The sequence below is a fragment of the Flavobacterium sp. YO64 genome, assembly GCF_004119505.1.
Classification (GTDB): Bacteria; Bacteroidota; Bacteroidia; order Flavobacteriales; family Flavobacteriaceae; genus Flavobacterium; species Flavobacterium oncorhynchi.
The window spans coordinates 96034-119635 of sequence record NZ_NRQV01000002.1 but is presented as its reverse complement, the minus strand read 5'-3'; the positions used below and the strand labels follow the sequence as shown (position 1 = coordinate 119635).

Below are 23602 nucleotides of genomic sequence, written 5' to 3'. Positions count from 1 at the left end.
TTTTACCTAGCGATAATGCGTAAAGAAGAATGTTTTTATTTAGGTAAAATCGCTAAAAAATTTAGTTTCAAAGGTGAAGTTCTGATCTATTTAGACACAGACGAACCTGAGTTATACGAAAATCTGGAATCAGTGTTTGTTGAACATAACAAACACTTGGTTCCTTTTTTTATTGAAACAAGTTCTTTACACAAAAACGACTTTCTTAGAGTTCGTTTTGAAGATGTAAATACCGAAGAAAATGCAGATGCTTTAGTTAGCAATGCTGTCTATCTTCCATTAACTATGCTGCCTAAACTTTCTGGCAACAAATTCTATTTTCACGAAGTAATTGGTTTTGAAATCGAAGACCAACGTTTAGGTGTTTTTGGAAAAATTACTTCTATTAATGATTCTTCTGCACAGCCGCTTTTTGAAGTTTTAAATGGCAATGTAGAAATTTTAGTTCCAATGATTGATCATTTCTTGGTAAAAATTGATCGTGAGAATAAAAAAGTAATCATGAACCTTCCAGAAGGATTGGTGGAAATGTACCTTTAAAAAAGTATTCAGTTTACAGTTTTTAGTGTTCAGTTTTCTATCTGAAATCAAAAATCGTTAATCTTCAATCAAAAATTAAAATGTTTCAGTTCAAGCAATTCTCTATTAATCAAGATCGTTGTGCAATGAAAGTTGGCACAGATGGTGTTTTACTTGGTGCATGGGCTCCAATAAATCACAATCCGTCTAGTGTTTTAGACGTTGGTGCAGGAACTGGAATTATTGCTTTAATGATTGCGCAGAGAACAAATGCGGAACAAATTGATGCACTTGAAATTGATGAAGATGCTTATGAACAAGCGGTAGAAAATTTCGAAAATTCTCCTTGGGGTGATCGTTTATTTTGTTTTCATGCTGGTTTAGATGAATTTATAGAAGAACCAGAAGACGAATATGATTTAATTGTTTCAAATCCGCCTTTTTTTGCCGAAGATTATAAAACCGAAAATGAACAACGCGATTTAGCACGTTTTCAAGATGCAATGCCTTTTGAAGAACTTGTTGAAGCAGCCGATTTATTATTATCTGAAAACGGGATATTTGCTTTAATCCTTCCTTTTAAAGAAGAAGAAAAATTTATCGCCTTAGCCAAAGAATCTGAATTATATCCGTTAAAAATAACGCGTGTAAAAGGAACTCCAAAATCTGAAATCAAACGCAGTTTATTAGCTTTTAGCCGAAATGAAATGTCAGAAATCGAAATCGATGAACTAACAATTGAAATTGATCGTCACGTTTATACTCCAGAATATATTGAATTAACTAAAGATTTCTATTTGAAATTCTAGACCTGCTCAAATATACTTTTGAACTGATATAAAATCCTTTCTATCAATCGAAGATCTTCGGTTACAATTTCGGCACTTCCTTTCATTTCCTGCTGAAATACAATTTGCTTTTTATAGGATGTTTCTAATCCGTTTGGCAGTTCAACGTCTAACAATATATTTCCATCTTTATCAGGCACCAACGAAATATTACGAATTTTACCTTTTAGAACACCAAATTCTCTATCTGGGAAATTAGCTAAACGTATATTTACTTTTTGTCCAACTTTTATCTTTCCCGAATTTAATGCCGGTGCTTTTACTTTTCCAATAAAGCCGTTTTTAGCATCCGGAATAATCGAAAAAACATTGTCTCCCGCATTTATCGTTTGATTTTCTGTCCAAACCTGTAAAAAAGTAACCGTTCCACTAATCGACGATTTTAGTGTATAAGTCAGTTCCCAGTCCTTAATCACTTTCTTAAGCTGGTAAAATGACTGCGCCATATTTCGTCCTAAATTCACTTCTTCTTTTGTGCTATTTATCTGCGAATTCTGACTTGATTTTGTATTATCAATCAAAGAGGACTTTAATTGCGAAATCGAAGCTAAAAGGCTTCGATAACTCTTCTGTGCTTGCAGGAAACTCAATTTCTTTGCTTCCATTTCTTGGGCAGAAATAATACCTTTTGCAAAAAGGACTTCGAAACGGGCAACTTCATTTTTTTGAAGCTGAAGTTCGCTTTCGTTAATCAATTTTTGCTGCTGAAGAATATCTAATCGTTCTTTTATTTGAATTTTCTCAGAAACTTGCGCTCTGTTTTCAATTGCAAATGGCTGCAAATCATGATTTAATTCCTGAGCTTGATAATCTTTTTGAAAAACTGCGTAAGCACTTTCAATTTCACCTAGTTGTGTGTTTTTTAATTGTGTAAATGGAAATTCTTTTTTAGGATCATTAATATTATAGCTGTCCATTATGCTTTTTAGTAAAAAAACATCTTTATAATTGGCTGTGTTTTCAATTATGGCAAGCGTTGTATTCTTAGAAACGATTGTTTTATCTTTTACCAAAATAGCTTCAATCCTTCCTGAGGACTTTGAAACTATTTTTTCTGGCGGAATATTGGTTGTAATTACAATTTCGGTATTTACAACATCTGGATATTTTATAAACCAGGAAACAAAAAAAAGAAGCACTATAATTACAAATATCAAAACCGTTCCCCATCGAATCATCCAATGCGGTACTTTGGTGAGAATGTCTTGAACTTCTTCGCTTCTTAATTCGAAAGTGTTATGTTCTTCTGCCATAATTAATTTCCTAACTGCAATTGATTTTTAACCAATTCAAAATAATTTCCTTTTTGTTCTACCAAAGAAGTATGAGATCCTATTTCTATAATTTTTCCTTTATCTAAAACTACAATCTGATCTGCATTCATAACCGTACTTAATCGATGAGCAATTACGACTACTGTTTTATTTTCAAAAAACAGACCTAGTTTTCTCATTATTTCCTTTTCATTATTGGCATCCAAAGCTGATGTTGCTTCATCAAAAAATAAAATTTCGGGGTCTTTATAAACAGCTCTTGCAATTAATAATCTTTGTTTCTGTCCAGTACTCATTCCTACACCTTCTGCTCCAATTTTTGTATTATAACCAAGAGGAAGCTCACTGATATACTCTTTAATATTGGCCACATCAGCTGCATAAACTAAACGTTCTTTATTAATAATATCAACTCCAAAAGCAATATTATTAGCAATGGTATCACTAAAAATAAAGCCTTCCTGCATCACTGCACCAATATTAGAACGCCATGCTTTTTGAGAAATATTTTTTAGCTGCGAATTTCCAATAGCTATCTCTCCTTTTTCAGGCTCATAAAACTTAAGCAGCAACTTCATCAAAGTAGTTTTACCGCTTCCGCTGACGCCCACTATCGCAGTTATTTTATTTGGAGGAATTACAAGACTTAAATTATCCAAAACCGGAATATCAGAGCCCAAATAGCGATATGAAATATTCTTGATTTCGATTGGAGCATCAAAAGGAACATCATTTGTTTGATGAACTTCTTGTTGAGTTTCATCTTCTTTCTCATGAATTTCAGACAATCTCGCCAATGATATTTTGGCATCCTGCAGTTCTCTTACAAATTCAATAAGCTGTGTTACCGGCCCATTTAAACTGCCTACAATCGAACTGATGGCCAGCATCATACCCAATGTAATTGAACCGTCGATGACTAATTTTGCCGATAGAAATATGATGAAGATATTTTTTAATTCGTTGATGACCGAAGAACCAATTGTTTGTGTTTGTTCTAAAACTAACCCTTTTATTGAAACTCTAAACAATCTGGCCTGTACATATTCCCAGCTCCAGCGTTTTTGTTTTTCGGCATTGTGGAGTTTGATTTCCTGCATTCCGTTTATAAGCTCCATCACTTTACTCTGCTCCTGCGAGACTTCGGCAAAGCGTTTATAATCTAAAACTTCTCTTCGTTTTAAAAACAATGTTATCCATCCAAAGTAAAGAAGGCTTCCGACAAAAAAGACTAAAAATATCTTTAAATTGAAATAGGCTAAAACGGCTCCCATCACAAACATATTTATTATAGAAAACAGAACGTTTAATGATGATGTGGTTAGGATTTTCTCAATTCGGCGATGGTCATTTATACGCTGCATAATATCGCCCGTCATTCGCACATCAAAAAATGAAATGGGCAGATTCATTAGTTTAATAAAAAAATCCGAAATGAGTGAAATATTGATGCGGGTTGAAAGATGCAGTAAAATCCAACTCCTGATAAGCTCTAAACCTGTTCTTCCCGCAAATAGAAATAACTGCGCAAAAAGAATTAGATAAACGAAATGAATATTCTGATTCTGTATTCCAATATCTACAATACTTTGCGTTAGGAATGGAAAAATAAGCTGCAGCAAACTGCTTGCTAATAAACCTATAGACAATTGAATCAAAAATGATTTATAGCGAAGTACATATTGCGAAAGTAATCCAAAGCCAATTCCTTTAGCATCTTCCTTATCAAATTCAGATTGGAAAAATTTTGGTGTGGCCTCAATCAATAAAGCGATACCTTCTTGGGTCGAATCATCTGCGTTATTTCCAATCCAAAATTTAAGAAAGTCCTCTTTATTATATTCAATTAAACCAAAAGCAGGATCTGATATATAATAAATCCCTTTTTTAATTTTATAAAGTACTACATAATGGTTTTTGTTCCAATGTAAAATACACGGAAGCGGTGCCTCCTCAAGTCGTTCTGCACTTAGTTTTACTCCTAAAGTTCTAAAACCAATTTTTTCTGCGGCATCACTCAAAAAAAGCAAATTACTTCCCTCACGAGTCGTTTCGCTTGCATCGCGCAGCTCCTGAATATTAATTGTTTTACCATAATGTTTAGCTATAATTTTTAAACATGTTGGTCCGCAATCTTTAAAATCTGCTTGTTTGTAACTCGTGAATTTTTTCAACTCTGCTATTTGGGTTTATTCATAACAATATTATACAAAAAATCTTAAAATATAAATCAGTCTTTAATTAAACAGCTAAATTTTACCTTTTATAATTGGTTTTCAACTAATCTATAAAAAAGCAAGAAAGCTTTGTTAAAAAACAACAAAGCTTTCTTTACTTTAAATATATTTTATGGTTAGCTGTCTAGCGGACAACCGTCCTCAATAACCGAGGCACAAGTTTCACCATCGCCCGGACGTATAATACCTGCAAAAATATTTGTTCCTGGACAATAACAGGCCTCTATTCCAGGTCCTCCGCCCATAATGTTTTTCTTTTCATTAACTCCTAAAACTTCAATACCAATTAAATCTTTTAATTTTTTCATGATTTGTTTTTTTGATTTGTTAATACTTCGATCATTTTAAGACAGTCGAAGCCTCTGTCTGTTTAATTTAAAAACATCGTAGTATTTTTATTACTATTAAATTCTATGACAAAAAAAAGAGAGAACTAATCCTCCCATAAATATAAAATACTGCTTGCAGCACCATTTCTCTAGGAGATGGCACTTGATCAGCCCTAACCAAATAAAACTAACCTAGTGACCACTTTTCCTGAGAATCCCGACACCAATCATCAATGTGGGGATATTTGCTCAATGTTCCACGATCGAGCGCCTACAAATTAAAAAAAACATGACTAAATTTTAAAAAAGGCTGTATGTATATTACTTTAAATAATTTCAAAATTTAACCGAAAGCAAAATTTTTATAAAACTCTCATCCAATATCAAAGCATATGCAATTATGGTTTTAAATACCTAAATACACTACACCTTTTTACTGATTTTGAATAATATTATTAATTAAAAAATGCTCTGAAGGTTTTTATTCAAATGGAAACTTACAATTCCCTGTACTACCTTCATTCAATGCTGGGATTGTTCCATCAGGACAATACGAAAAACAAGAATTAGCGCCTGTACCAGGACAAGAACAACGACAATTTGATGGAGGATTAATAGGACCTCCTCCTTTTATATTTTTTTGCTCAGCTGCACTTAACAAAAAAGTGTCTTTTTGGTTTAAAATGTTTTTTAACATAGTTTTTTGTTTTATTGTTAGTACTTCAATTATTCTAACACATCTGATTATATATCAGTTTACTATAGCAATTTGACTATACTTTGTTTTACTATAAAAAAAGAAAGAACTATTTCTATTACCACTATATCGCACTAAAACCATTTTTTCTCTAGGAGATGGCACTTGATCAGCCTAACCAAATAAAACCAATCGAGTGACCACTTTTCCTGAGAATCCCGACACCAATCATCAATGTGGGGATATTTGCTCAATGTTCCACGATCGAGCGCCTACAAATTAAAAAAAACATGACTAAATTTTAAAAAAGGCTGTATGTATATTACTTTAAATAATTTCAAAAAAGCTAGCAGCAAAGGCGATTTGTATCGCAAATACCTGCTTCCATATTTATTGGACATGTCCCGCCGCTTGGTATCAACACACATCCGGCTTCCATTGCATATACCCAGCATTCCGGAATACCGCCTTTTATTGTTTTCTGCTCATTTTTACTAATATGCTGAGCATGTTTCAGATTTAAAATTTTCTTTAACATTACTATTTCAATTTATTTTCGAATCTTTTACAATTGCACAATCTTAATTTACACCAGCGTAATTCAAATCTAACGAGTAATACTCGGCACAATCTTCAAAGGTCAAACCAGATCTACTATACCATGTATCACATTTTGGACTAGTTTCTTTAACGTTTGTACCTATTATTGTTTTTTGTTCACTGGCAGTAATCTCTTGCGATCCTTCCAGATTTAAGATGTTTTTTAACATAACTCTTGATTTATTCGGTTTTGGGGGGGGTAACTCTATTCTTATTCTATTTCAAACTAAGCTGTTTTTTCAAGAACTGCTTCTTTCGGTTCTGCAAAATCATTTAAAAAGTACTTCAATTCATTTAGCTCATATTCGTTTGGAAATAAGCTCTCATTTACAATTTTTACTGGAGTATAATTGAAATTATTTTTAGAACACCATTCATACTGCTTATTTATTTCTTGTTTAACAACCATACTCACTGAATCAACATGCCATTTTTTCAACCATTTTTTCAGACTCATTTTTTTAATATGCCAATCTGAAATCGCTTCGACTGTTTTTCCTGGAGTTGATCTGTTTATTGACAAAAGCCTTTCGACAACAACTTTATATGGATTATCGACATTCTCAGGATTAACATTAAACAATACGTTCAAAAATATTTTATCAGGAAATTTCAATACTAAATCAAAAGCTTCTTGAAATGTTTTATGACAGTGTACACAACTTGGACTTACGATTACAGTAAGTTTTACAGCGGCACTTCTATTTCCAAAATTTAATCCTCTTAAATCTTCAAGTCCATTTGTATAAGAAACTTTTTTAGATAAGAAATCAAGCAATGAATAATTTCTTTTAAACTTTTTTAGCTCTTTTAAAGTGTTTTCATTACTAAGAACATCTTTAGCAATTGATTTTATAACAAACCAAATTGGCACAAGAAGAATTAAAGAAAAAAGAAATGGAAAAATCGTCTCGAAACTAAAATTCAAAGTGAACAAGTCTGATGAAAACCAAATTAAACTTTGAGTAAAAATTAAAAACGAAACCATTAAACACATTACACACCATTTTTGAAGTTCAAATTTTTGAATCCATATAGATGATACGATTACAGGAATTGCTAATAAACTCAAGAACCCAACAAAAACAGATGAACTTAAAGGCTGTACTAAAATTGCTATAAATGACGCTCCAAAGAAAAGCAGCGGAAGATCAGAAAAACTAATCCATTTGTCACTATAACGCTCATCGAAATTTAGTACTGAGCTGCATGATGAATTTGCACTTAGATTACAAAACTTTGAAATAACACCATTTTTAAAACCTAGTTTTTCTTGAACAATTAAAATACTAACAACTAATCCTAAAGCCGAGGTTAGTAAAAATATACCGCTATAAAAAGTATATGCATTATAAAAAAATGATAACCCTGCTAAAAGCAAAAATGGCAAGAAGTATTTTAGTCCGCTCAATTCAACTTTTAAATTTTCTCTTGCAACAACATTATTCGGTTCGATTGCCACAATTACTCCATTCCAATCTAAAAGAAATTTATCATATGATATTTTCTGAACTCCTTTTTTTATAGTGCTGATTCGAACAAAGTTTTTTGCTCGCTCTACCAATGTTAATTCATCTTTAAAATAAGCCAAAAAATTTGAAGGCAGATCAACAATCTGCTCTTTAGAAACTCTTACTGCAGCATTCTCGATTGACAGTAAATCGAAAGAATCTGTTATGGCAAATAAACTTGGATAATTAGGATGAGAAAGAAACAAATCCTTAAACTCATTTTTCACTTCTGAGTATCTGTTTATTTGAAGAAATTTTTGAATAAGTTTTAACATCCTTTGGACTGGTTTAAATCATAATTACAGTACAAATATTGCTGTTTTTATTCAAAAAATAATCCTAAAAGCACACATTTTATCAATTATACTACATACAATTTATAAATTATAACTAGTACAATACAGTATTCAATTATCTGAAAATCAATATAATACAAATCAAAATAGTAGCTCAAAAACCTCAAAACCCTAATTTCGATCAAGGGTTTCTCATTTTATCTAGTTTTGACAAATCAGAAAACATAAAATGCAAAAACGCAACAAATCATAAACTAAATTTTAAAGATTTCTGAGTAAAAAACGCATCTAAAAATTGTAAAAAAACAAGGTTCAAAAAAGAAGATTTGCCGCCCTTAAAATCTTTCAAATGATCTGCGAAAACAATTTTTGAGTTATTCATTCAACTAAAAAAAATACCCAAAAACTCCAAATCTTGACAGAAGGCCTACTGCATTTATTAAAAAATTAGCAACCCTAAAAACACCAAATCATGTCAAATCTGAAACAAAAACTAGAAGATTTTAAAGGAGAAAAATTATCTGAAAAACAACAAAAAATAGTAAAAGGAGGAGGAATTACACCATCTTCTATTGACCCTGGAAAAGGAGGATTGGGAGGTACCAATTAAAAAAAACTTAAAAAAAACTCCAAATCTTGATTAGAACCTGCCCCTGTTTTAAAAACCCACAACACTAAAAACATTAAAACATGTCAAATCAAAAATTAAAATTCGAAGATTTTCAAGGAAAAGAATTATCCAAAAAACAACAAAAAATGGTACGAGGAGGAGACGATACTGATACCGACGTAACGCCGCCGCCACCGCCGGTTGATCCTGGAAAAGGAGGATTAGGAGGAGTAAACTAACAGCTTCTCTTAAAAACACACCTTTATTCAAAACAAGAATACTACACTTTTAAAACCCACAACACTAAAAATATCAAATCATGTCAAATCAAAAATTAAAATTCGAAGATTTTCAAGGAAAAGAATTATCAAAACAACAACAACAAATGGTACGAGGAGGGGACGATAATAATACGGATGAAACTCCACCAACTCCTGTTGATCCTGGAAAAGGAGGTTTAGGAGGCGCTAATTAAAATTTGATTCCTAGAAATGTTACTCTGAGTAACTATCTCACTAAATATTATTCGCAAACTGAGCTGGAGATACTCCAGTTCTTTTGCGAAATGATTTAGCAAAAGAAACAGCATTTTTAAAGCCAACACTTTCTGCAATAGCCTGTGTAGAATACTTTCGATACATATGATTGGTAATCATTTCATTAATTACATAATTAATCTTCAACTCGTTCGAATATTCTCCAAATGATTTACCAAATCGTTTATTAACTACATAAGACAAATAAGTTGTATTTGTTTTTATTTTCTTAGCAACATAAGGCAATGTAAAATCGGCATTTAAGTACTCTAATTTACTCTCGAGAGCCAATAATTTTTCAACAATTTTGTTTTCTTTAGCTTCGTCAATACTTAAAGGAATATTTTCTTTTTTGAGCTGTGCTTCTTCCAGTTCTAGAACTTCTTCTTCTATTTCTGGCTGTGGCTCAACTAATTCATTGTTATTTTTCTTCTCGATATTTGCTTTAAATTCTTCTATTAAAGCATTCATTTTTTTATGTGCCTTATTTTTATCTCTAATATTTTTAATTAATAAGAATACAACACTTACAAATACTAATACATAAAAAATCTTAAGGCCTCTATTTATCAGAACTTCATTTTTATACCTTTCTTCAATAGTAACCATCTCGTCAGTAAGATTATGTACACCTTGTTTATAGTTAACTTCTAAAGCTTCAGCACTTAACTTTTCCTCAAACTTCTCATAATTATCCAAATAAATCCTTGAGTGCTTATAAGCAAGTTCTGGTTTATTTTGAATATTGTAAATTTTTGCTTGGTAATAATTCGATTTTAAATAATCAATAGCATTAGCATTCGTAATTGCAGAAAGCGAATCACATTTTTTGAAAAAAACCAATGCTTTATCGTACTTTTTAGTTGTAAAATAAATATCGCCTAAATTATAATTGGCAACACACAATATGTCTTTCTGATTATTTTGACTGGAGAGAAAGACAACATCATAATATGTTTTTTCCGCATTTTTATAATCGCCCTTCCAATTATAGACGTTCCCTAAACTTAATTTTGCTACTATTTTATTAGAAGCAAAATTTTGAGAATAATTTATGGTTTTTTTATAGTAATATTCGGCAGAATCAAGCAAATGTCTTTTACTTGAATTTTTCATAAAGTAGCTTTCATAGGAACTCGCCAAACTCCGATTAACATTACTTTTTAGATTTAAAAATTGATCTTTAGTAAAAACACTTTCATTTGCATCAACAAAGCGATCAATTTGCTTTACATTTTTAATTGATAATTGATAATTTCCTACTGCCTCATTTACTAAAGCAATATTCATCTTGAACTTAACCAGTTGTTTTACATCATTAATTTGTAAAGACAACTTCATTCCGTCTTGGTAAATTTCTAAAGCTTTTCCATAATTACCTCGATAGGTCTCAGCCAGTCCTCCATAATTATAGATATAAGATTTGAGCTGCGTCTTCTCTTTCGAATCTGGTATCTTTTCTAAATATTGTAAAGCTGCTTTATAACTTTCCTTAGATTTTTTTGAATCACCCTTAAGCTGAAACATAGCAGTCATTGATCCATTTGCAAAAGCCAAATGTTTATAATTCTTTGATCTTGCCATTTGTGAAGCATATACAAGAGCACTGTCGACATTTGCATTGAAATTTAGTCGAATTTTTTCTTGCAATAATAAATACTCCTTCTCGTTCATTACATTTGACTCTTGAGCAAATGCACTATTAAGAACAAAAAGAAGTAGAAAAGAGATGATCAGCCTCATTCATTTTATGTTTTGGAATCTCAAAATTAGGTTATAAATTATCAATAAACTAAAAATAATTTGCCTTATTTGTGATTATTTTATAACTAATACTTGTAAATATAACAATTTTACTTCATTTTGTTATATTTATATTGCGTAAATTTGTTTAGTAAAACTATACAAAAATGAAACCAGATTTATTTCAAGCTCCAGATTATTACAATCTTGATGATTTATTAACAGACGAACACAAATTAGTGAGAGAGTCTGCACGTGCATGGGTTAAAAGAGAAGTTTCCCCTATTATTGAAGAGTTTGCTCAAAAAGCAGAATTCCCAAAACAGATCATAAAAGGACTGGGAGAAATTGGCGGATTTGGACCTTATATTCCAGTAGAATATGGAGGTGCAGGTTTAGACCAAATTTCGTATGGTTTAATTATGCAGGAAATAGAACGAGGTGATTCTGGAGTAAGATCTACATCATCTGTTCAATCTTCATTAGTAATGTATCCTATTTGGAAGTATGGAAATGAAGAACAGCGAATGAGGTTTTTACCAAAACTGGCAACAGGCGAATATATAGGATGTTTTGGTTTAACCGAACCAGATCATGGATCGGATCCTGGAAGCATGATTACCAATTTTAAAGATATGGGTGATCATTATCTTTTAAATGGTGCCAAAATGTGGATTTCTAATGCACCTTTTGCTGACATTGCAATTGTTTGGGCAAAAAATGAAGAAGGTCGTATTCATGGTTTAATTGTAGAACGTGGTATGGAAGGTTTTACAACTCCTGAAACTCATAATAAATGGTCACTTCGCGCCTCTTCAACTGGTGAATTGATTTTTGATAATGTAAAAGTGCCAAAAGAAAATCTTTTACCAAACAAATCTGGTTTGGGCGCACCGCTTGGCTGTTTAGATTCTGCTCGATACGGAATTGCGTGGGGAGCAATTGGAGCAGCAATGGATTGTTATGATACTGCTTTAAGATATGCTAAAGAAAGAATTCAGTTTGGAAAACCAATTGGAGGAACACAATTACAGCAGAAAAAACTAGCCGAAATGATTACCGAAATCACAAAAGCGCAATTATTAACTTGGCGTTTAGGAGTTTTAAGAAACGAAGGGAAAGCTACGACAGCACAAATTTCGATGGCAAAACGCAACAATGTCAATATGGCGATTCAAATTGCTCGCGAAGCCAGACAAATGCTGGGCGGAATGGGAATTACGGGCGAATACTCAATTATGCGCCATATGATGAATCTTGAAAGTGTTATTACTTATGAAGGAACTCATGACATTCATTTACTAATAACTGGAATGGATGTAACTGGGATTTCGGCATTTAAATAATAAACAACTATTAAATTATACACAAAATCAATTTAAAAGGCTTCTTCTTACCAGGAAGCTTTTTATCTTTGTATAAAATTTTCGTACATGAATATTGAAACTATACACAATAGCATTCAACCTCAAAAAGAGCAGCTTTTAAAACATTCTTTATACAACAAAATACACAGCATTGATGATCTGCATACTTTCTTAGAAAATCATGTTTTTGCTGTATGGGACTTTATGTCTTTATTAAAAGCTTTACAAGCCAAACTTACCTGCACAACAACGCCTTGGTTTGCTACCAAAAACCCTGAAACAAGATATCTAATCAATGAAATTGTTTTAGCAGAAGAGACAGACTTAAGCATAGACGGCAGAAGACAAAGTCACTATGAAATGTATCTTGAAGCTATGGAAGACTGCGGTGCAGATACAACCGAAATTACTAAATTTTTGAATGAAGTAAATTCGCTTCATAATATTTTTGTTGCCATAAAACAAAGTTCTGTTCATCCTGAAATAAAATCTTTCTTAGATTTTACTTTTAGAGTTATTGAAGAAGGAAAACCGCATCAAATTGCTGCTGCTTTTACTTTTGGAAGAGAAGATTTGATTCCGAGTATGTTTACAGAAATCCTCAAAAACTTTCAAAAAAACTTTCCTGATACTGATTTAAGTAAACTCGTTTATTATTTCGAGCGTCATATTGAACTTGATGCTGATGAACACGGACCAATGGCGATGCAGATGATTACCGATTTATGTGAAGATGATGCCCAAAAATGGAAAGAAGTTGAAGAAGTTTCAATCTTAGCTTTAGAAAAACGAATTGGACTTTGGAACGCGATAGAGGAAGAAATTCTGATGAAGACTGAAATGGTCTAAAGACAAAATAAGTTATTTATAGTAACTATTCTCTAAAAAATTCCAATAACTAAACCTGTTTTAACACCAGATAAGTTATTGGAATTTTGTTTTCCACTACTAAATTGCGGTTTGAAGAAATTAAACTGTCTTGAAAAAGCAGATTAAAAACGAGATTATGCAAGTTTCACCCCAAAAAGAACTTTCTCCCTATATCAAGCATTATCTTTTTTTAGATAATGCTGAAACTGCGGTGCAAAAATTTCGCTTATTTTCAGACGGAAATACCGGTCTTGTATTTTCTCTAAAAAGCAAACTCATTTCGGGAATTAATAAATATGAGGTAAAAGATTATCTGCCGTCTTCTTTTTTATACGGACAACTTAACGGTTATAAAGACCTTTATTCTGAAAATGAAATTACGCTGATAATTGTTGTTTTTCAGCCCAACGGAATACATCAATTATTAGGAATTCCTGCCAATGAATTTCACGACTCTATTGTTTCTGTCGAAGATGTTTTTGGCAAAAAAGCTTCAGAACTTCAGGAGAGCCTGTTTCAACAAAACAATCAAATGCGAGTTGAACTGCTTAATTCTTTTTTTAAATCATTAATCGCCACCAAAACAGCTTCAAATCAATTATTAATAGATCATTCTATAAACTTTATTACCACCAATAAAGGGCATTTTACAATAAAACAATTAGTCGAACATACAGGCTATACAGAAAGACATCTTGAAAGAAAATTCAAAGAATGTGTTGGATTGAATCCGAAAAAATTTGGCAATGTGATAAGGTTGCATCATTTTCTAAAATTATTAAAAGACAAAACGGATAAAACCAACTTGACAACCATTTGTTATGATGCTGGATTTTCAGATCAATCGCATTTAATAAAAGAGTTTAAAAAACATACCGGAATAACTCCAACTGAATACATCTGCAACAGCGGAAAATTGACCAATAATCTTATAAAAAGATTCCCCCCTTTGTCATTTTAAAATGTCGGTTTTGTACAATTTCGAAAATATTACTGTCGCTATTTTTGACTAAAATTAATAGCGCATAATATGAAAAATCTAAAAATAGCCACAGCACAATTCGAAAACAAAAGCGGTGACAAAAACTACAACTTATCTGCAATCGAAAAACTTTCTCAAAAAGCATCTGCAGAAGGCTGCGATGTAATTTCGTTTCACGAGTGTTCTATAACTGGATATACATTTGCAAGGAATTTATCAAAAGAACAAATGTTAGACATAGCAGAATTAATTCCGAGTGGAGAAAGCATTTTAAAATTGATTGAAATTGCTGCAAACAACAACATTGTAATTTTAGCTGGACTTTTTGAAAAAGACGAAAACGACAATTTATTCAAAGCTTACGTCTGCGTAGATAAAGATGGATTAGTCGCTAAATATCGAAAACTGCATCCGTTTATAAATCCGTATTTAACAGCAGGAGATCGTTATTGTATTTTTGAAATTGAAGGTTGGAAATGCGGTATTTTAATTTGTTACGACAATAATATTATTGAAAATGTACGCGCCACAAAACTTTTGGGTGCCGACATTATCTTCATGCCTCACGTAACGATGTGTACTCCTTCTACCCGACCTGGCGCTGGTTTTGTAACACCTCAGCTTTGGGAAAACCGCGAAGCTGACCCAACCTCTTTACGCTTAGAATTTGACGGAATGAAAGGCCGAGATTGGTTAATGAAATGGCTTCCCGCAAGAGCTTACGACAATGCCATTTATGCCGTATTTTCGAATCCAATTGGTATGGATGACGACCAACTAAAAAACGGCTGTTCGATGATTATTGATCCGTTTGGAGATATTCTGGCAGAATGCCGCACTTTTGATGATTCTTTTGCAACGGCGGTGCTTACTCCAGAAAAATGTATTCAGGCCGGAGGAAATCGTTACATAAAAGCTAGAAGACCAGAATTGTATAAAGATATTATTGGTCAAGATCATAACTCAGAGCAAAATGTAGTTTGGCTGAACTCTGATAAAAAAAACATAAATTAAGGTTTTCGCCTATTCAGAGCAATTGAAAGATTTACCTTTGAAGATTCATTAATTTACAGAACAAAACCCAATAATGGAATTTTTTAAAACTACAAATGAAGATATCGATGCTGTTTTCGATATTTATAATGAAGCTACATCTTACCAAAAAACAGTAAATAATAAAAGCTGGAGAGGTTTTGAAAGAACATTAATAGAAAAAGAAATTGCCGAAAATCGTCATTTTATAATCAAAGAAGGAGACGAAGTCGCTTGTACATTTGTACTAACTTTTAACGATTTAATTATCTGGAAAGAAGCCAGTGCAGATCCAGCAGTTTATTTGCATCGTATTGCTACAAACCCAAAGTTTAGAGGGCAATCGTACGTTAAAAAAATCATTGATTGGACCAAGAAATACGCCAAAGAAAACGGCAAAGAATATATTAGACTTGATACACACAGCGGCAACGAGAGAATAAATAAATATTACACCAGCTGTGGTTTCACCTACAAAGGAATCAGTACTATCGAATGGACAAGCGAATTACCAGAACATTATAAAGAAGGCTCTTTTAGTTTGTTTGAGATTAAGCTGTAAGTTCTAATCAAAAAATAAACCCTTGTAAAATTCTTTCACAAGGGTTTTCTTAATTAAGCAGAAAGGAAGGGATTCGAACCCTCGATACAGTTACCCATATACTAGCTTTCCAGGCTAGCTCCTTAAACCACTCGGACACCTTTCTATTTTGGTCTGCAAAGAACACAAAAAAAATCGAGTTTCAAAAGTAAAACTCAAGATTAGTTTAAATGCTTTTTCTAAACTCTTCCATGAATAATTTTACTGCCTTTTTCTGGTAACCTCCAATCGTTAACATATACGATTCGCGTTTGGTGACAACTCCTGTAATCTGTATGGCTTTAAGATTATCCCAGCCTTTTAGCGCTTTCTCGGCTACAATTGTCGCCCAATCGCTATTTTCGACCATCTGTAATAAGGCATGAATTGAATTTAATTCTATCGAGATTTTAGGTTTCATATTGTATTTCTTAAACAACACTTCGACATATTCTCTTGAATTAGATCCTTTTCCGGGTAAAATAAGCGGGACATCTTCAATTTTCTTAAAAGCTATTTTATCTAAAGAGGCTAAAGAATGTGATTTAGAAACCGCCATAACCATATTTGAAGTAAACAAAGGCACTTTCTGGATCGGAAGTTCAATTTCATGCGATGAAATAACCAAAACCAAATCTAATTCGTTGGTTATCAACTTTTGCTCTAAAGCTTCTGTTGTACCATATTCGACTACGATTTTTAAATTTTGGTACGTTTTTGCAAAAGCATTTATAACGGGTAAAATCAAAAGTCCAAAAATGTACGTTACGCCTAATCGAAGTTCACCGCCAATCATTTCGTTTAAATCTTCAATCGCCTGCTTTCCGTTTTCTACATTTTCGACCACTTTTTTAGCATGAATTAAAAAAACAGAACCTGCTTCGGTAAGCTGTACTTTTTTTCCAATCCTTTTAAATAAGGGCATTCCTAGTTCCTCTTCCAGTTTTTTTATTTGCTGCGAAAGTCCGGATTGCGTTACAAAACACAACTCGGCGGCTTTTGTAAAATGCAATACCTCAGCCGTTTTAATAAAATATTCAAGTTGATAAATTTCCATATCAATAAGTTTTACTACTCATAATGAGTAAAATTATTAATTTTTCTAATGAAATCATAATCCCGAACTTTGTAAAAAAATATTTCAGGTTATGTTTAAAGCGTTAAAATCTAAAAACTTCAAGTTATTCTTTTATGGACAATCTGTTTCTGTTATTGGGACTTGGCTTCAAAAAACAGCAGTAAGCTGGATGGTTTACAGCATTACCGGATCTGTATTTTTGTTAGGTTTGGCTACTTTTTTAAGCATGATTCCATCCTTGTTTTTAGCGCCCTTGGCAGGAAGTATTATTGGCAGATACGACAGACATAAAGCCATGATTTTATTGCAGTCATTGGCAATGCTTCAAGCTGGAGCTTTGGCTTTGTTGATATACTTAAAAATTTACAATATCAATTTTATTTTGGCTTTAAGTCTTTTTCAAGGAATTATCAATGCTTTTGATATGACTTGCAGACAAACTATGATGATTGATATTGTCGACAATAAAGAAGATCTGCCCAATGCAGTTGCCTTAAACTCAACTTTAAATAATTTTGCCCGAATTGCGGGACCAGCTTTAGCGGGAATTATACTGCACAATTATGGTGAAGACATTTGTTTTATTGGAAACTTTCTAAGCTATATTCCTGTTTTAATATCTTTATTGATGATGAAAATCACTCCGCATATTAAAGCTGTTGATAAATTTAAAATGCTTGAAGATTTTATTGAAGGTTTTGATTATATCAAAAAAGAAGCTGAAATGGCAAAAATGCTTTTAATGTTAACCTGCAGCAGTTTGTTTGTAATTTCTTTTAATACTTTGATGCCGGTTTTTGCCAAAGATATTTTTAGCGGTAACGCACAAACTTTCAGCTGGTTTGAAAGTGCTGCCGGAATTGGCTCCATTATATCCGCAATTTATCTCGCTAATTTGAAAAAATCAGACAATATGAGCAAAATAATGATTGCTGCGAGCTTATTATTAGGCTTCAGCATTATTATACTTGCTTACTCAAATAGTTTAGCTATCGCCTTAATTTGCATGGCTTTGAGCGGCGTAGGTATGATGGCACAAACCTCATCTATAAATATTTACATTCAAACACAAAGTACAGTTAATATGCGTTCGAGAAGTATCAGTTATTATTTAATGGCTTATCAAGGAATGATTCCTGTAGGAAGTTTGATAATTGGTTATGTTTCGCACATTATCGGAACTCGAAATACAGTCGCCATTCAAGGTATAATCAGTATTCTTTCTGTAATCGTTTATGTGTATTACAAAAAACATAAATCTTCTGAAGAGTTAAAGACTTGTCCGGTAACTTATAAAAATTCCAAGTTTTAAATTCCAATTATAAACACTCTTGTCATTTCGAGGAACGAGAAATCGCACTAGGACTTCCTCATGCGAAAGAACCAATCTTTGTCGATTCACGAGTGTGATTTCTCGTTCCTCGAAATGACAAACTAACTAAGAAAAAACAATAAAAAAATCCCAAATTCCAATTTTTATCTTTTGGAATTTGGGATTTTAAATATTGAAATTTTATGCTAAGAAATCTCCCCTCGCAATGCCGTTTCGAAGATATTTTTAAATTCGTTTTGAGGAATATTATGCCCTAACAAATACATTAGTTTTGTAATTGCAGCTTCTGTAGTAATATCTTTTCCTGAAATAACTCCAAGCGACTTTAAGGCCGTACTCGTTTCGTATTGCCCCATATTTACACTTCCGCCAGAACATTGTGTTACATTTACAATGTGCATTCCAGATGTAATCGCTTTTTCAATTAAATTCAAAAACCAATCTTCGGTTGGAGCATTTCCTGAGCCGTAAGTTTCCAGCACAATTCCGTGCAAATCTGGAGTTGCCAAGATCGAGGCCAAAACGGTTTCGCTCATTCCTGGGAACATTTTTATGATCGCTACATGATTGTCTAAGTTCTTGTGAACAATCAAATCTGCATTTTTATTTACAGGAAGAAATAAATGTGAGTTTAATTTTAAATGCACTCCTGATTCTACCAATTCAGGGTAATTTGGTGCTGTAAAAGCTCTAAAATGCTCAGCATTTACTTTTGAAGTGCGATTTCCTCTGTATAATTTATATTCAAAATAAAGACAAACTTCTGTAATTACAGGTTTTCCATTTTCTAGAAGCGAAGCAATTTGAATTGCTGTAATCAGATTTTCTTTTGCATCCGTACGTAAATCCCCAATTGGCAATTGAGAACCTGTAAACACTACTGGTTTTGCCAAATTCTCGAGCATAAAACTCAATGCCGAAGCTGAATACGACATGGTGTCTGAACCGTGAAGAACCACAAATCCGTCATAAGAAACATAGTTTTCTTCTATGATTTCTGCAATTTTTGTCCATTCAGAAGGGTTCATATTAGAGGAATCTATCGGATTTTCAAAAGAAACCGTTTCGATTTCACAATCTAATTGTTTGATTTCAGGAATCTTTTGCAATAACTTTCCAAAGTTAAATGCTTTCAGCGCTCCTGTTTCAAAATCTTTGCTCATACCGATGGTTCCACCAGTATAAATTAGAAGTATTTTAGCCTTAGATGACATCTCCATATTTTAATTTATTGACAACCGGATTGGCATACATCGCAAGAAAACCTTGTCTTGTAACAGGATTATCGCTTCCGATACGCATTTCTAAACGACGCTCAAACAACGATTTTTCACTGTCTTTGTACAAATGAGAAAATGTATTGGTTTTATTCAAGATATCGTAAGCAATAAAATTAGTCGGCCACAATTTATAGTTTTTCAATACTGAATCGTCTATAACTTGAGCCAAAGCCTGAATTTGCTTGTTTGCATTGTCATTTTCTGCAACGATCTGATCAATTTCAGTATTCAAAACATCGCCTACAGAAATATGTATTCTTTTTTTAGTTCCCATGATACCGCTTAAAATGGTCATGAAATCTTCATTTTTTTCTTTAATATAAACTTCATTGTTTGCTTCTGCCATTAATTGCGGCATTTTCAAAACATCAGTTGGATCATATTCGTATGAAATAGAAACGGGAACGATTTTTAATTTCTTAAAATAATCCATTAAATTTTCTTCGTCAGAACCCATTCCAATCATTTTTAAAACTCCAGGATTCGTTTCATCGTTTCCATCTTTGGTACGTCCTTCTCGCTGTGCAATCCAAACCGAACGGTTTTCACGAAGCAGTAAGTGCCCAATATATTCGGATAATAATTTAGAACTTTGAAGCATCTCACGAGGCGTTAAACCTCTTAAAACCAAAAAGTTCCTGTTTAATTTTGCCAAGGTTGACAAAAATGCTTTTTTAACTAAATTATCTCCAATTGCAGATGCCGTCATAACCAAACCATGCTCGAATAAACAAACATTAAGCAAAGTTGTATCTAAAAGAATATCTCTATGATTGGAAACAAACAAATAAGAGGTGTTTTTTTCTAACTTTTCAAAGCCTGAAGTTGTAAGTCCTTCAGAACTTCTTTCCAGAACTTTTTGAATTGTATTGTAAATAAAATTGCATTGAAAATCACGAATTGAATGTGTTTTCTTAAGCTGTTCCTTCCAAACCTCATCTTCCACATCCGGAAAAGTAAAATTCATCATAGCTTTCATCATCGGATGATTGACTACACCATGAAGTGCTTCATTTATTTCGGAATCATAGAACGGTCGAATGGCATCAAATCTCTGCATTATTATTTATCTGTTTAAGTGGGCAAATGAACAAAAAAAAATTAAAGTATTGTAAGGTGTGGGTTAAATACCAAAAACGGCTTTTGAATTTTGTGTTGTAATGTTGGCAATTTCTTCTTCAGAAACGTCGTATATATCGGCGAGTTTAGCAATTACATTTACTAAATAACTGCTCTCATTTCTTTTTCCTCTGTACGGAATTGGCGCTAAATAAGGTGAATCTGTTTCTAAAACAATATGTTTTAAATCGATTTGATTTAAAAACTGATCAATTTTTCCGTTCTTAAAAGTAACAACTCCTCCAATTCCTAACTTCATATTATAAGATATTGCCTGATGCGCCTGCTCTAAAGTTCCAGAGAAGCAATGAAAAATACCGAATAAATCAGTTGCTTTTTCTTCTTCCAAAACTTCAAAAATTTCATCAAAGGCTTCGCGGCAATGAATTACTATTGGTAATTTGTATTGTTTTGCCAGTTGAATTTGTCTTTTAAAAGCAATTTGCTGCTCTTTTAAGTGCGTTTTATCCCAATACAAATCGATTCCAATTTCGCCTACGGCATAAAATTTTCGTTTAGACAATTCAGCTTCTACGTGTGCAAGTTCTTCTAAATAATTATCTTTTACATACGTTGGATGCAAACCCATCATCAAGAAAATATTATCTGGATAATTTTGCTCTAAATCATACATAGACTGCGTCGCTGCAGCGTCGATTGCGGGAATAAAAAAGCGTGTAATTCCGGCATCGATAGCTCTTTGAATCATGGCGTCACGATCCTGATCAAATTCTTCAGAATATAAATGGGTGTGTGTATCGGTAATAATGGGTTTCAAATTCAATTGTATATTTTTAAAGTTGTCAAAATTACGACAATATTAAAAGAATAGCAATTGTGTAAAATCAGCATACAGATTTGGCGGATTTACTTTCTTGAAAAAACAGATTAACTTAAAAAACCTCTGCGAAAGTTTTAAACTTTTACAAAGGTTTACAAAAAACTTATTAAAGCTTGTCGCCCTGAGCGAAGTCGAAGTCCAGCAAAAAAAATAGACCCCCAATTCTTTTCTAATTGCTTATGTGGTCTTCGACTTCGCTCAGGAAGGCATGCTTTATTTATTTTCCCGTTTCAATAAAAGCTAAAGCACGATCTAGAACCTCATCTTTTCCTTCTTGAATTCCTTTAATAGTTGGCTCTATTTTGATGTTAGGAATAATTCCTATTCTTTGAGTTTCTCTGCGATCTGGATAATAAACTCCAATTCCCGAAAAATTGGTATGAAACCCTGAAAAATCAAATTCAAAAACATTTCCATCTGCTCCTGCTGTCTGACTTCCTATAATTGTTGTATTTCCTGCAGTTTGAAAACACATTGCCGTCCATTCAGATTGACTTATAGAGTCTTCATTAAGCAGTACAATTACTTTTCCTTTATAATTATCTTTATTTTCAGAACCGCAATTTCTTCCCTTTGTCCATTCATAACGTCCTGGATAATTCAGATATGGCATCGTGTAAACGCAAAAGACCTTTTCCTGCGGATTCAAAAATTTAGCAATTTCTTCAAAAGTTCCTTTTGGATAATTTCTCATATCAAAAACGATGGCTTTTGTATCTTTTAAACCGTTAATCATATCTGGAATATGTATTGGTTTTATAACTCCCATGTTTACATAACCAATATTATTCTCTAAAAGTTTGAACTTATCTTTCTTTTTCTGAGCTCCTTTTTTAAACTCATTTCGATGTGAATCATGATAATTAAACCATGTCATCGACTTTGTTTCGTATTTCCCATCTCTAAGAAACTCTACTTTCACATTTTCAGATTCGCTTCTTAAAATTTCTCCAGCAACTTTGTTTCGATAAGAAATTTCGTTTGAAGCACATTTGACCTCTCTTTTTTCCTCAAGAAGTTCTTTGATGCTCTTATCGTTTATTTTAGTAATTACAGTTCCTATTTTAATATTATCAGCTTCAGCGAGGCTGTCTCCTAAAATCTCAGTAACTACTAATTTCTCATCGATAATTTTACCTGCGGCAGGAAAATAAAAAGATGCTTTTTTTCCTGTTGCTAAAGATGGATATATAAAAAATTCAACATGGCTGTCATCTAGATTAACTGCCGCTTTTCGTAATGCCTTATAAAACTCATCTGGATTTTTTGCCTGAACAACAAAAGGTAATACTTCGTTTAAGGTTGTATCCCATTTCTGATCCATCAGATACTTATACGGAAAATAATATTCGACAACATTCCAATACGAAAACAGCATTAAAAGCCTGTCGTTTTTATCATTATAATCTAATTTGAAGTAATTTTTCAAGTTTTTAAATCCATCAAAGCCAGGCCCAAACTCTTCATTAACTTGAAATCTGTTGTCTTCGATAAATTTCAGTTTTTTCGAAAGTTTCTTAGAAAATAACTTATTATTAAACCAGCTTAAATCGAAATTTTTATCAAAAAGCTCGACCTCTTTTGGTATAACAATTGGCTTAACCTCTTTTATTGCTCCAAGATTATCGATCCAATTTTCCAACACCAGCGAAAACTCTTCTTTCGTTTGCGCCTTTTCTATTTTTGGCAAAGTCTCAAGAAGCTGCTTATCCCAATTTAATTCTCCGCCAGCAGCTTTTGGGTGATAATATTTTAAGAATCCCCAAACTTTGCAAGCAGCCGCAAGTTTTTCGGTTTCTGTAATTTTAGAGTGACTGAAAATGATTTGTGAAAAAATAATAAGAAAAAACAAAGTAATTTTCTTCATTCAGTAACAATGGTTAAATTAATAATAGTTTTGGGGTTGGTTAATAGCATAAA

23 protein-coding genes and 1 tRNA gene are annotated in these 23602 nt (G+C 32.6%); 11 read left to right on the top strand and 13 right to left on the bottom strand.

From position 1 onward, the window contains the following. Positions 1-15 precede the first annotated feature (15 nt). Complete coding sequence (gene rimM / locus BOW57_RS01865) at positions 16-540, top strand: ribosome maturation factor RimM (RefSeq protein ID WP_129052848.1); 525 nt, start codon at positions 16-18, stop codon at positions 538-540. An 80-nt stretch (positions 541-620) separates the two neighbouring features. Then, complete coding sequence (locus tag BOW57_RS01860) at positions 621-1328, top strand: tRNA1(Val) (adenine(37)-N6)-methyltransferase (protein ID WP_129052847.1); 708 nt, start codon at positions 621-623, stop codon at positions 1326-1328. On the opposite strand, the gene BOW57_RS01855 is transcribed toward BOW57_RS01860, so the two are convergent. The 6 genes from BOW57_RS01855 to BOW57_RS01835 all read right to left on the bottom strand — a co-directional run bounded on the left by BOW57_RS01855 (position 1325) and on the right by BOW57_RS01835 (position 8290). Further along, positions 1325-2620, bottom strand: coding sequence for an HlyD family secretion protein (locus BOW57_RS01855; protein WP_129052846.1), 1296 nt, complete (start codon positions 2618-2620; stop codon positions 1325-1327). The two genes, BOW57_RS01860 and BOW57_RS01855, sit on opposite strands and share 4 nt — an antisense overlap. 2 nt (positions 2621-2622) lie before the next feature. Then, positions 2623-4815 (bottom strand): peptidase domain-containing ABC transporter, encoded by a 2193-nt coding sequence (locus BOW57_RS01850; protein WP_129052845.1) that lies wholly within the window; start codon positions 4813-4815, stop codon positions 2623-2625. Between the two features lie 179 nt (positions 4816-4994). Beyond that, on the bottom strand, positions 4995-5186 hold the full coding sequence (locus BOW57_RS01845; RefSeq protein WP_123872341.1) for a hypothetical protein: 192 nt from the start codon (positions 5184-5186) through the stop codon (positions 4995-4997). Positions 5187-5688: 502 nt separating this feature from the next. After that, the gene (locus BOW57_RS01840) at positions 5689-5868 is read right to left on the bottom strand and encodes a hypothetical protein (RefSeq protein WP_129052844.1); all 180 of its coding nucleotides are present in this window, start codon (positions 5866-5868) and stop codon (positions 5689-5691) included. A 382-nt stretch (positions 5869-6250) separates the two neighbouring features. After that, positions 6251-6442, bottom strand: coding sequence for a hypothetical protein (locus BOW57_RS20555; protein ID WP_164973656.1), 192 nt, complete (start codon positions 6440-6442; stop codon positions 6251-6253). A 288-nt stretch (positions 6443-6730) separates the two neighbouring features. Continuing rightward, complete coding sequence (locus BOW57_RS01835) at positions 6731-8290, bottom strand: vitamin K epoxide reductase family protein (protein ID WP_129052843.1); 1560 nt, start codon at positions 8288-8290, stop codon at positions 6731-6733. A gap of 493 nt (positions 8291-8783) precedes the next feature. Between BOW57_RS01835 and BOW57_RS01830 the strand changes: the two genes are divergently transcribed. The 3 genes from BOW57_RS01830 (at position 8784) to BOW57_RS20765 (ending at position 9396) form a co-directional block, all read left to right on the top strand. Continuing rightward, positions 8784-8921, top strand: coding sequence for an rSAM-modified peptide (locus BOW57_RS01830; protein ID WP_089053735.1), 138 nt, complete (start codon positions 8784-8786; stop codon positions 8919-8921). 80 nt (positions 8922-9001) lie between these two features. Continuing rightward, positions 9002-9160: an rSAM-modified peptide gene (locus BOW57_RS20770; RefSeq protein WP_089053734.1), complete on the top strand. Its 159-nt coding sequence runs from the start codon at positions 9002-9004 to the stop codon at positions 9158-9160. An 80-nt stretch (positions 9161-9240) separates the two neighbouring features. Further along, complete coding sequence (locus BOW57_RS20765; protein WP_089053733.1) at positions 9241-9396, top strand: rSAM-modified peptide; 156 nt, start codon at positions 9241-9243, stop codon at positions 9394-9396. Positions 9397-9436: 40 nt separating this feature from the next. On the opposite strand, the gene BOW57_RS01815 is transcribed toward BOW57_RS20765, so the two are convergent. Then, on the bottom strand, positions 9437-11200 hold the full coding sequence (locus BOW57_RS01815; protein ID WP_129052842.1) for an AraC family transcriptional regulator: 1764 nt from the start codon (positions 11198-11200) through the stop codon (positions 9437-9439). 167 nt (positions 11201-11367) lie between these two features. Between BOW57_RS01815 and BOW57_RS01810 the strand changes: the two genes are divergently transcribed. From BOW57_RS01810 to BOW57_RS01790, 5 genes are all read left to right on the top strand, one after another. Next, positions 11368-12546: an acyl-CoA dehydrogenase family protein gene (locus BOW57_RS01810; protein ID WP_089053731.1), complete on the top strand. Its 1179-nt coding sequence runs from the start codon at positions 11368-11370 to the stop codon at positions 12544-12546. Between the two features lie 87 nt (positions 12547-12633). After that, positions 12634-13416: a DUF3050 domain-containing protein gene (locus BOW57_RS01805; RefSeq protein ID WP_089053730.1), complete on the top strand. Its 783-nt coding sequence runs from the start codon at positions 12634-12636 to the stop codon at positions 13414-13416. Between the two features lie 157 nt (positions 13417-13573). Further along, positions 13574-14398 (top strand): helix-turn-helix domain-containing protein, encoded by an 825-nt coding sequence (locus BOW57_RS01800; RefSeq protein WP_129052841.1) that lies wholly within the window; start codon positions 13574-13576, stop codon positions 14396-14398. A gap of 69 nt (positions 14399-14467) precedes the next feature. Beyond that, a complete protein-coding gene (locus tag BOW57_RS01795; protein ID WP_129052840.1) occupies positions 14468-15433 on the top strand; it encodes a nitrilase family protein in 966 nt (321 codons plus the stop codon). Positions 15434-15506: 73 nt separating this feature from the next. Further along, positions 15507-16013: a GNAT family N-acetyltransferase gene (locus BOW57_RS01790; RefSeq protein WP_129052839.1), complete on the top strand. Its 507-nt coding sequence runs from the start codon at positions 15507-15509 to the stop codon at positions 16011-16013. A gap of 58 nt (positions 16014-16071) precedes the next feature. Here BOW57_RS01790 and BOW57_RS01785 read toward each other — a convergent pair. Both BOW57_RS01785 and BOW57_RS01780 read right to left on the bottom strand, forming a co-directional pair. Next, positions 16072-16158: transfer RNA gene (locus tag BOW57_RS01785), tRNA-Ser, on the bottom strand. 60 nt (positions 16159-16218) lie between these two features. Next, on the bottom strand, positions 16219-17088 hold the full coding sequence (locus BOW57_RS01780; protein ID WP_129052838.1) for a LysR substrate-binding domain-containing protein: 870 nt from the start codon (positions 17086-17088) through the stop codon (positions 16219-16221). A 91-nt stretch (positions 17089-17179) separates the two neighbouring features. Between BOW57_RS01780 and BOW57_RS01775 the strand changes: the two genes are divergently transcribed. Then, on the top strand, positions 17180-18421 hold the full coding sequence (locus tag BOW57_RS01775) for an MFS transporter (RefSeq protein WP_129052837.1): 1242 nt from the start codon (positions 17180-17182) through the stop codon (positions 18419-18421). 206 nt (positions 18422-18627) lie between these two features. On the opposite strand, the gene BOW57_RS01770 is transcribed toward BOW57_RS01775, so the two are convergent. The 4 genes from BOW57_RS01770 to BOW57_RS01755 form a co-directional block, all read right to left on the bottom strand. Next, complete coding sequence (locus tag BOW57_RS01770; RefSeq protein WP_129052836.1) at positions 18628-19656, bottom strand: asparaginase; 1029 nt, start codon at positions 19654-19656, stop codon at positions 18628-18630. Next, entirely contained in the window at positions 19646-20782 is a 1137-nt protein-coding gene (locus BOW57_RS01765) for a 1-acyl-sn-glycerol-3-phosphate acyltransferase (RefSeq protein ID WP_129052835.1), read from the bottom strand. Before BOW57_RS01765 ends, BOW57_RS01770 begins: the two co-directional genes overlap by 11 nt. Before the next feature lie 63 nt (positions 20783-20845). After that, on the bottom strand, positions 20846-21625 hold the full coding sequence (locus BOW57_RS01760; protein ID WP_129052834.1) for a TatD family hydrolase: 780 nt from the start codon (positions 21623-21625) through the stop codon (positions 20846-20848). Positions 21626-21899: 274 nt separating this feature from the next. Continuing rightward, a complete protein-coding gene (locus tag BOW57_RS01755) occupies positions 21900-23549 on the bottom strand; it encodes a S41 family peptidase (protein ID WP_129052833.1) in 1650 nt (549 codons plus the stop codon). Positions 23550-23602 lie beyond the last annotated feature (53 nt).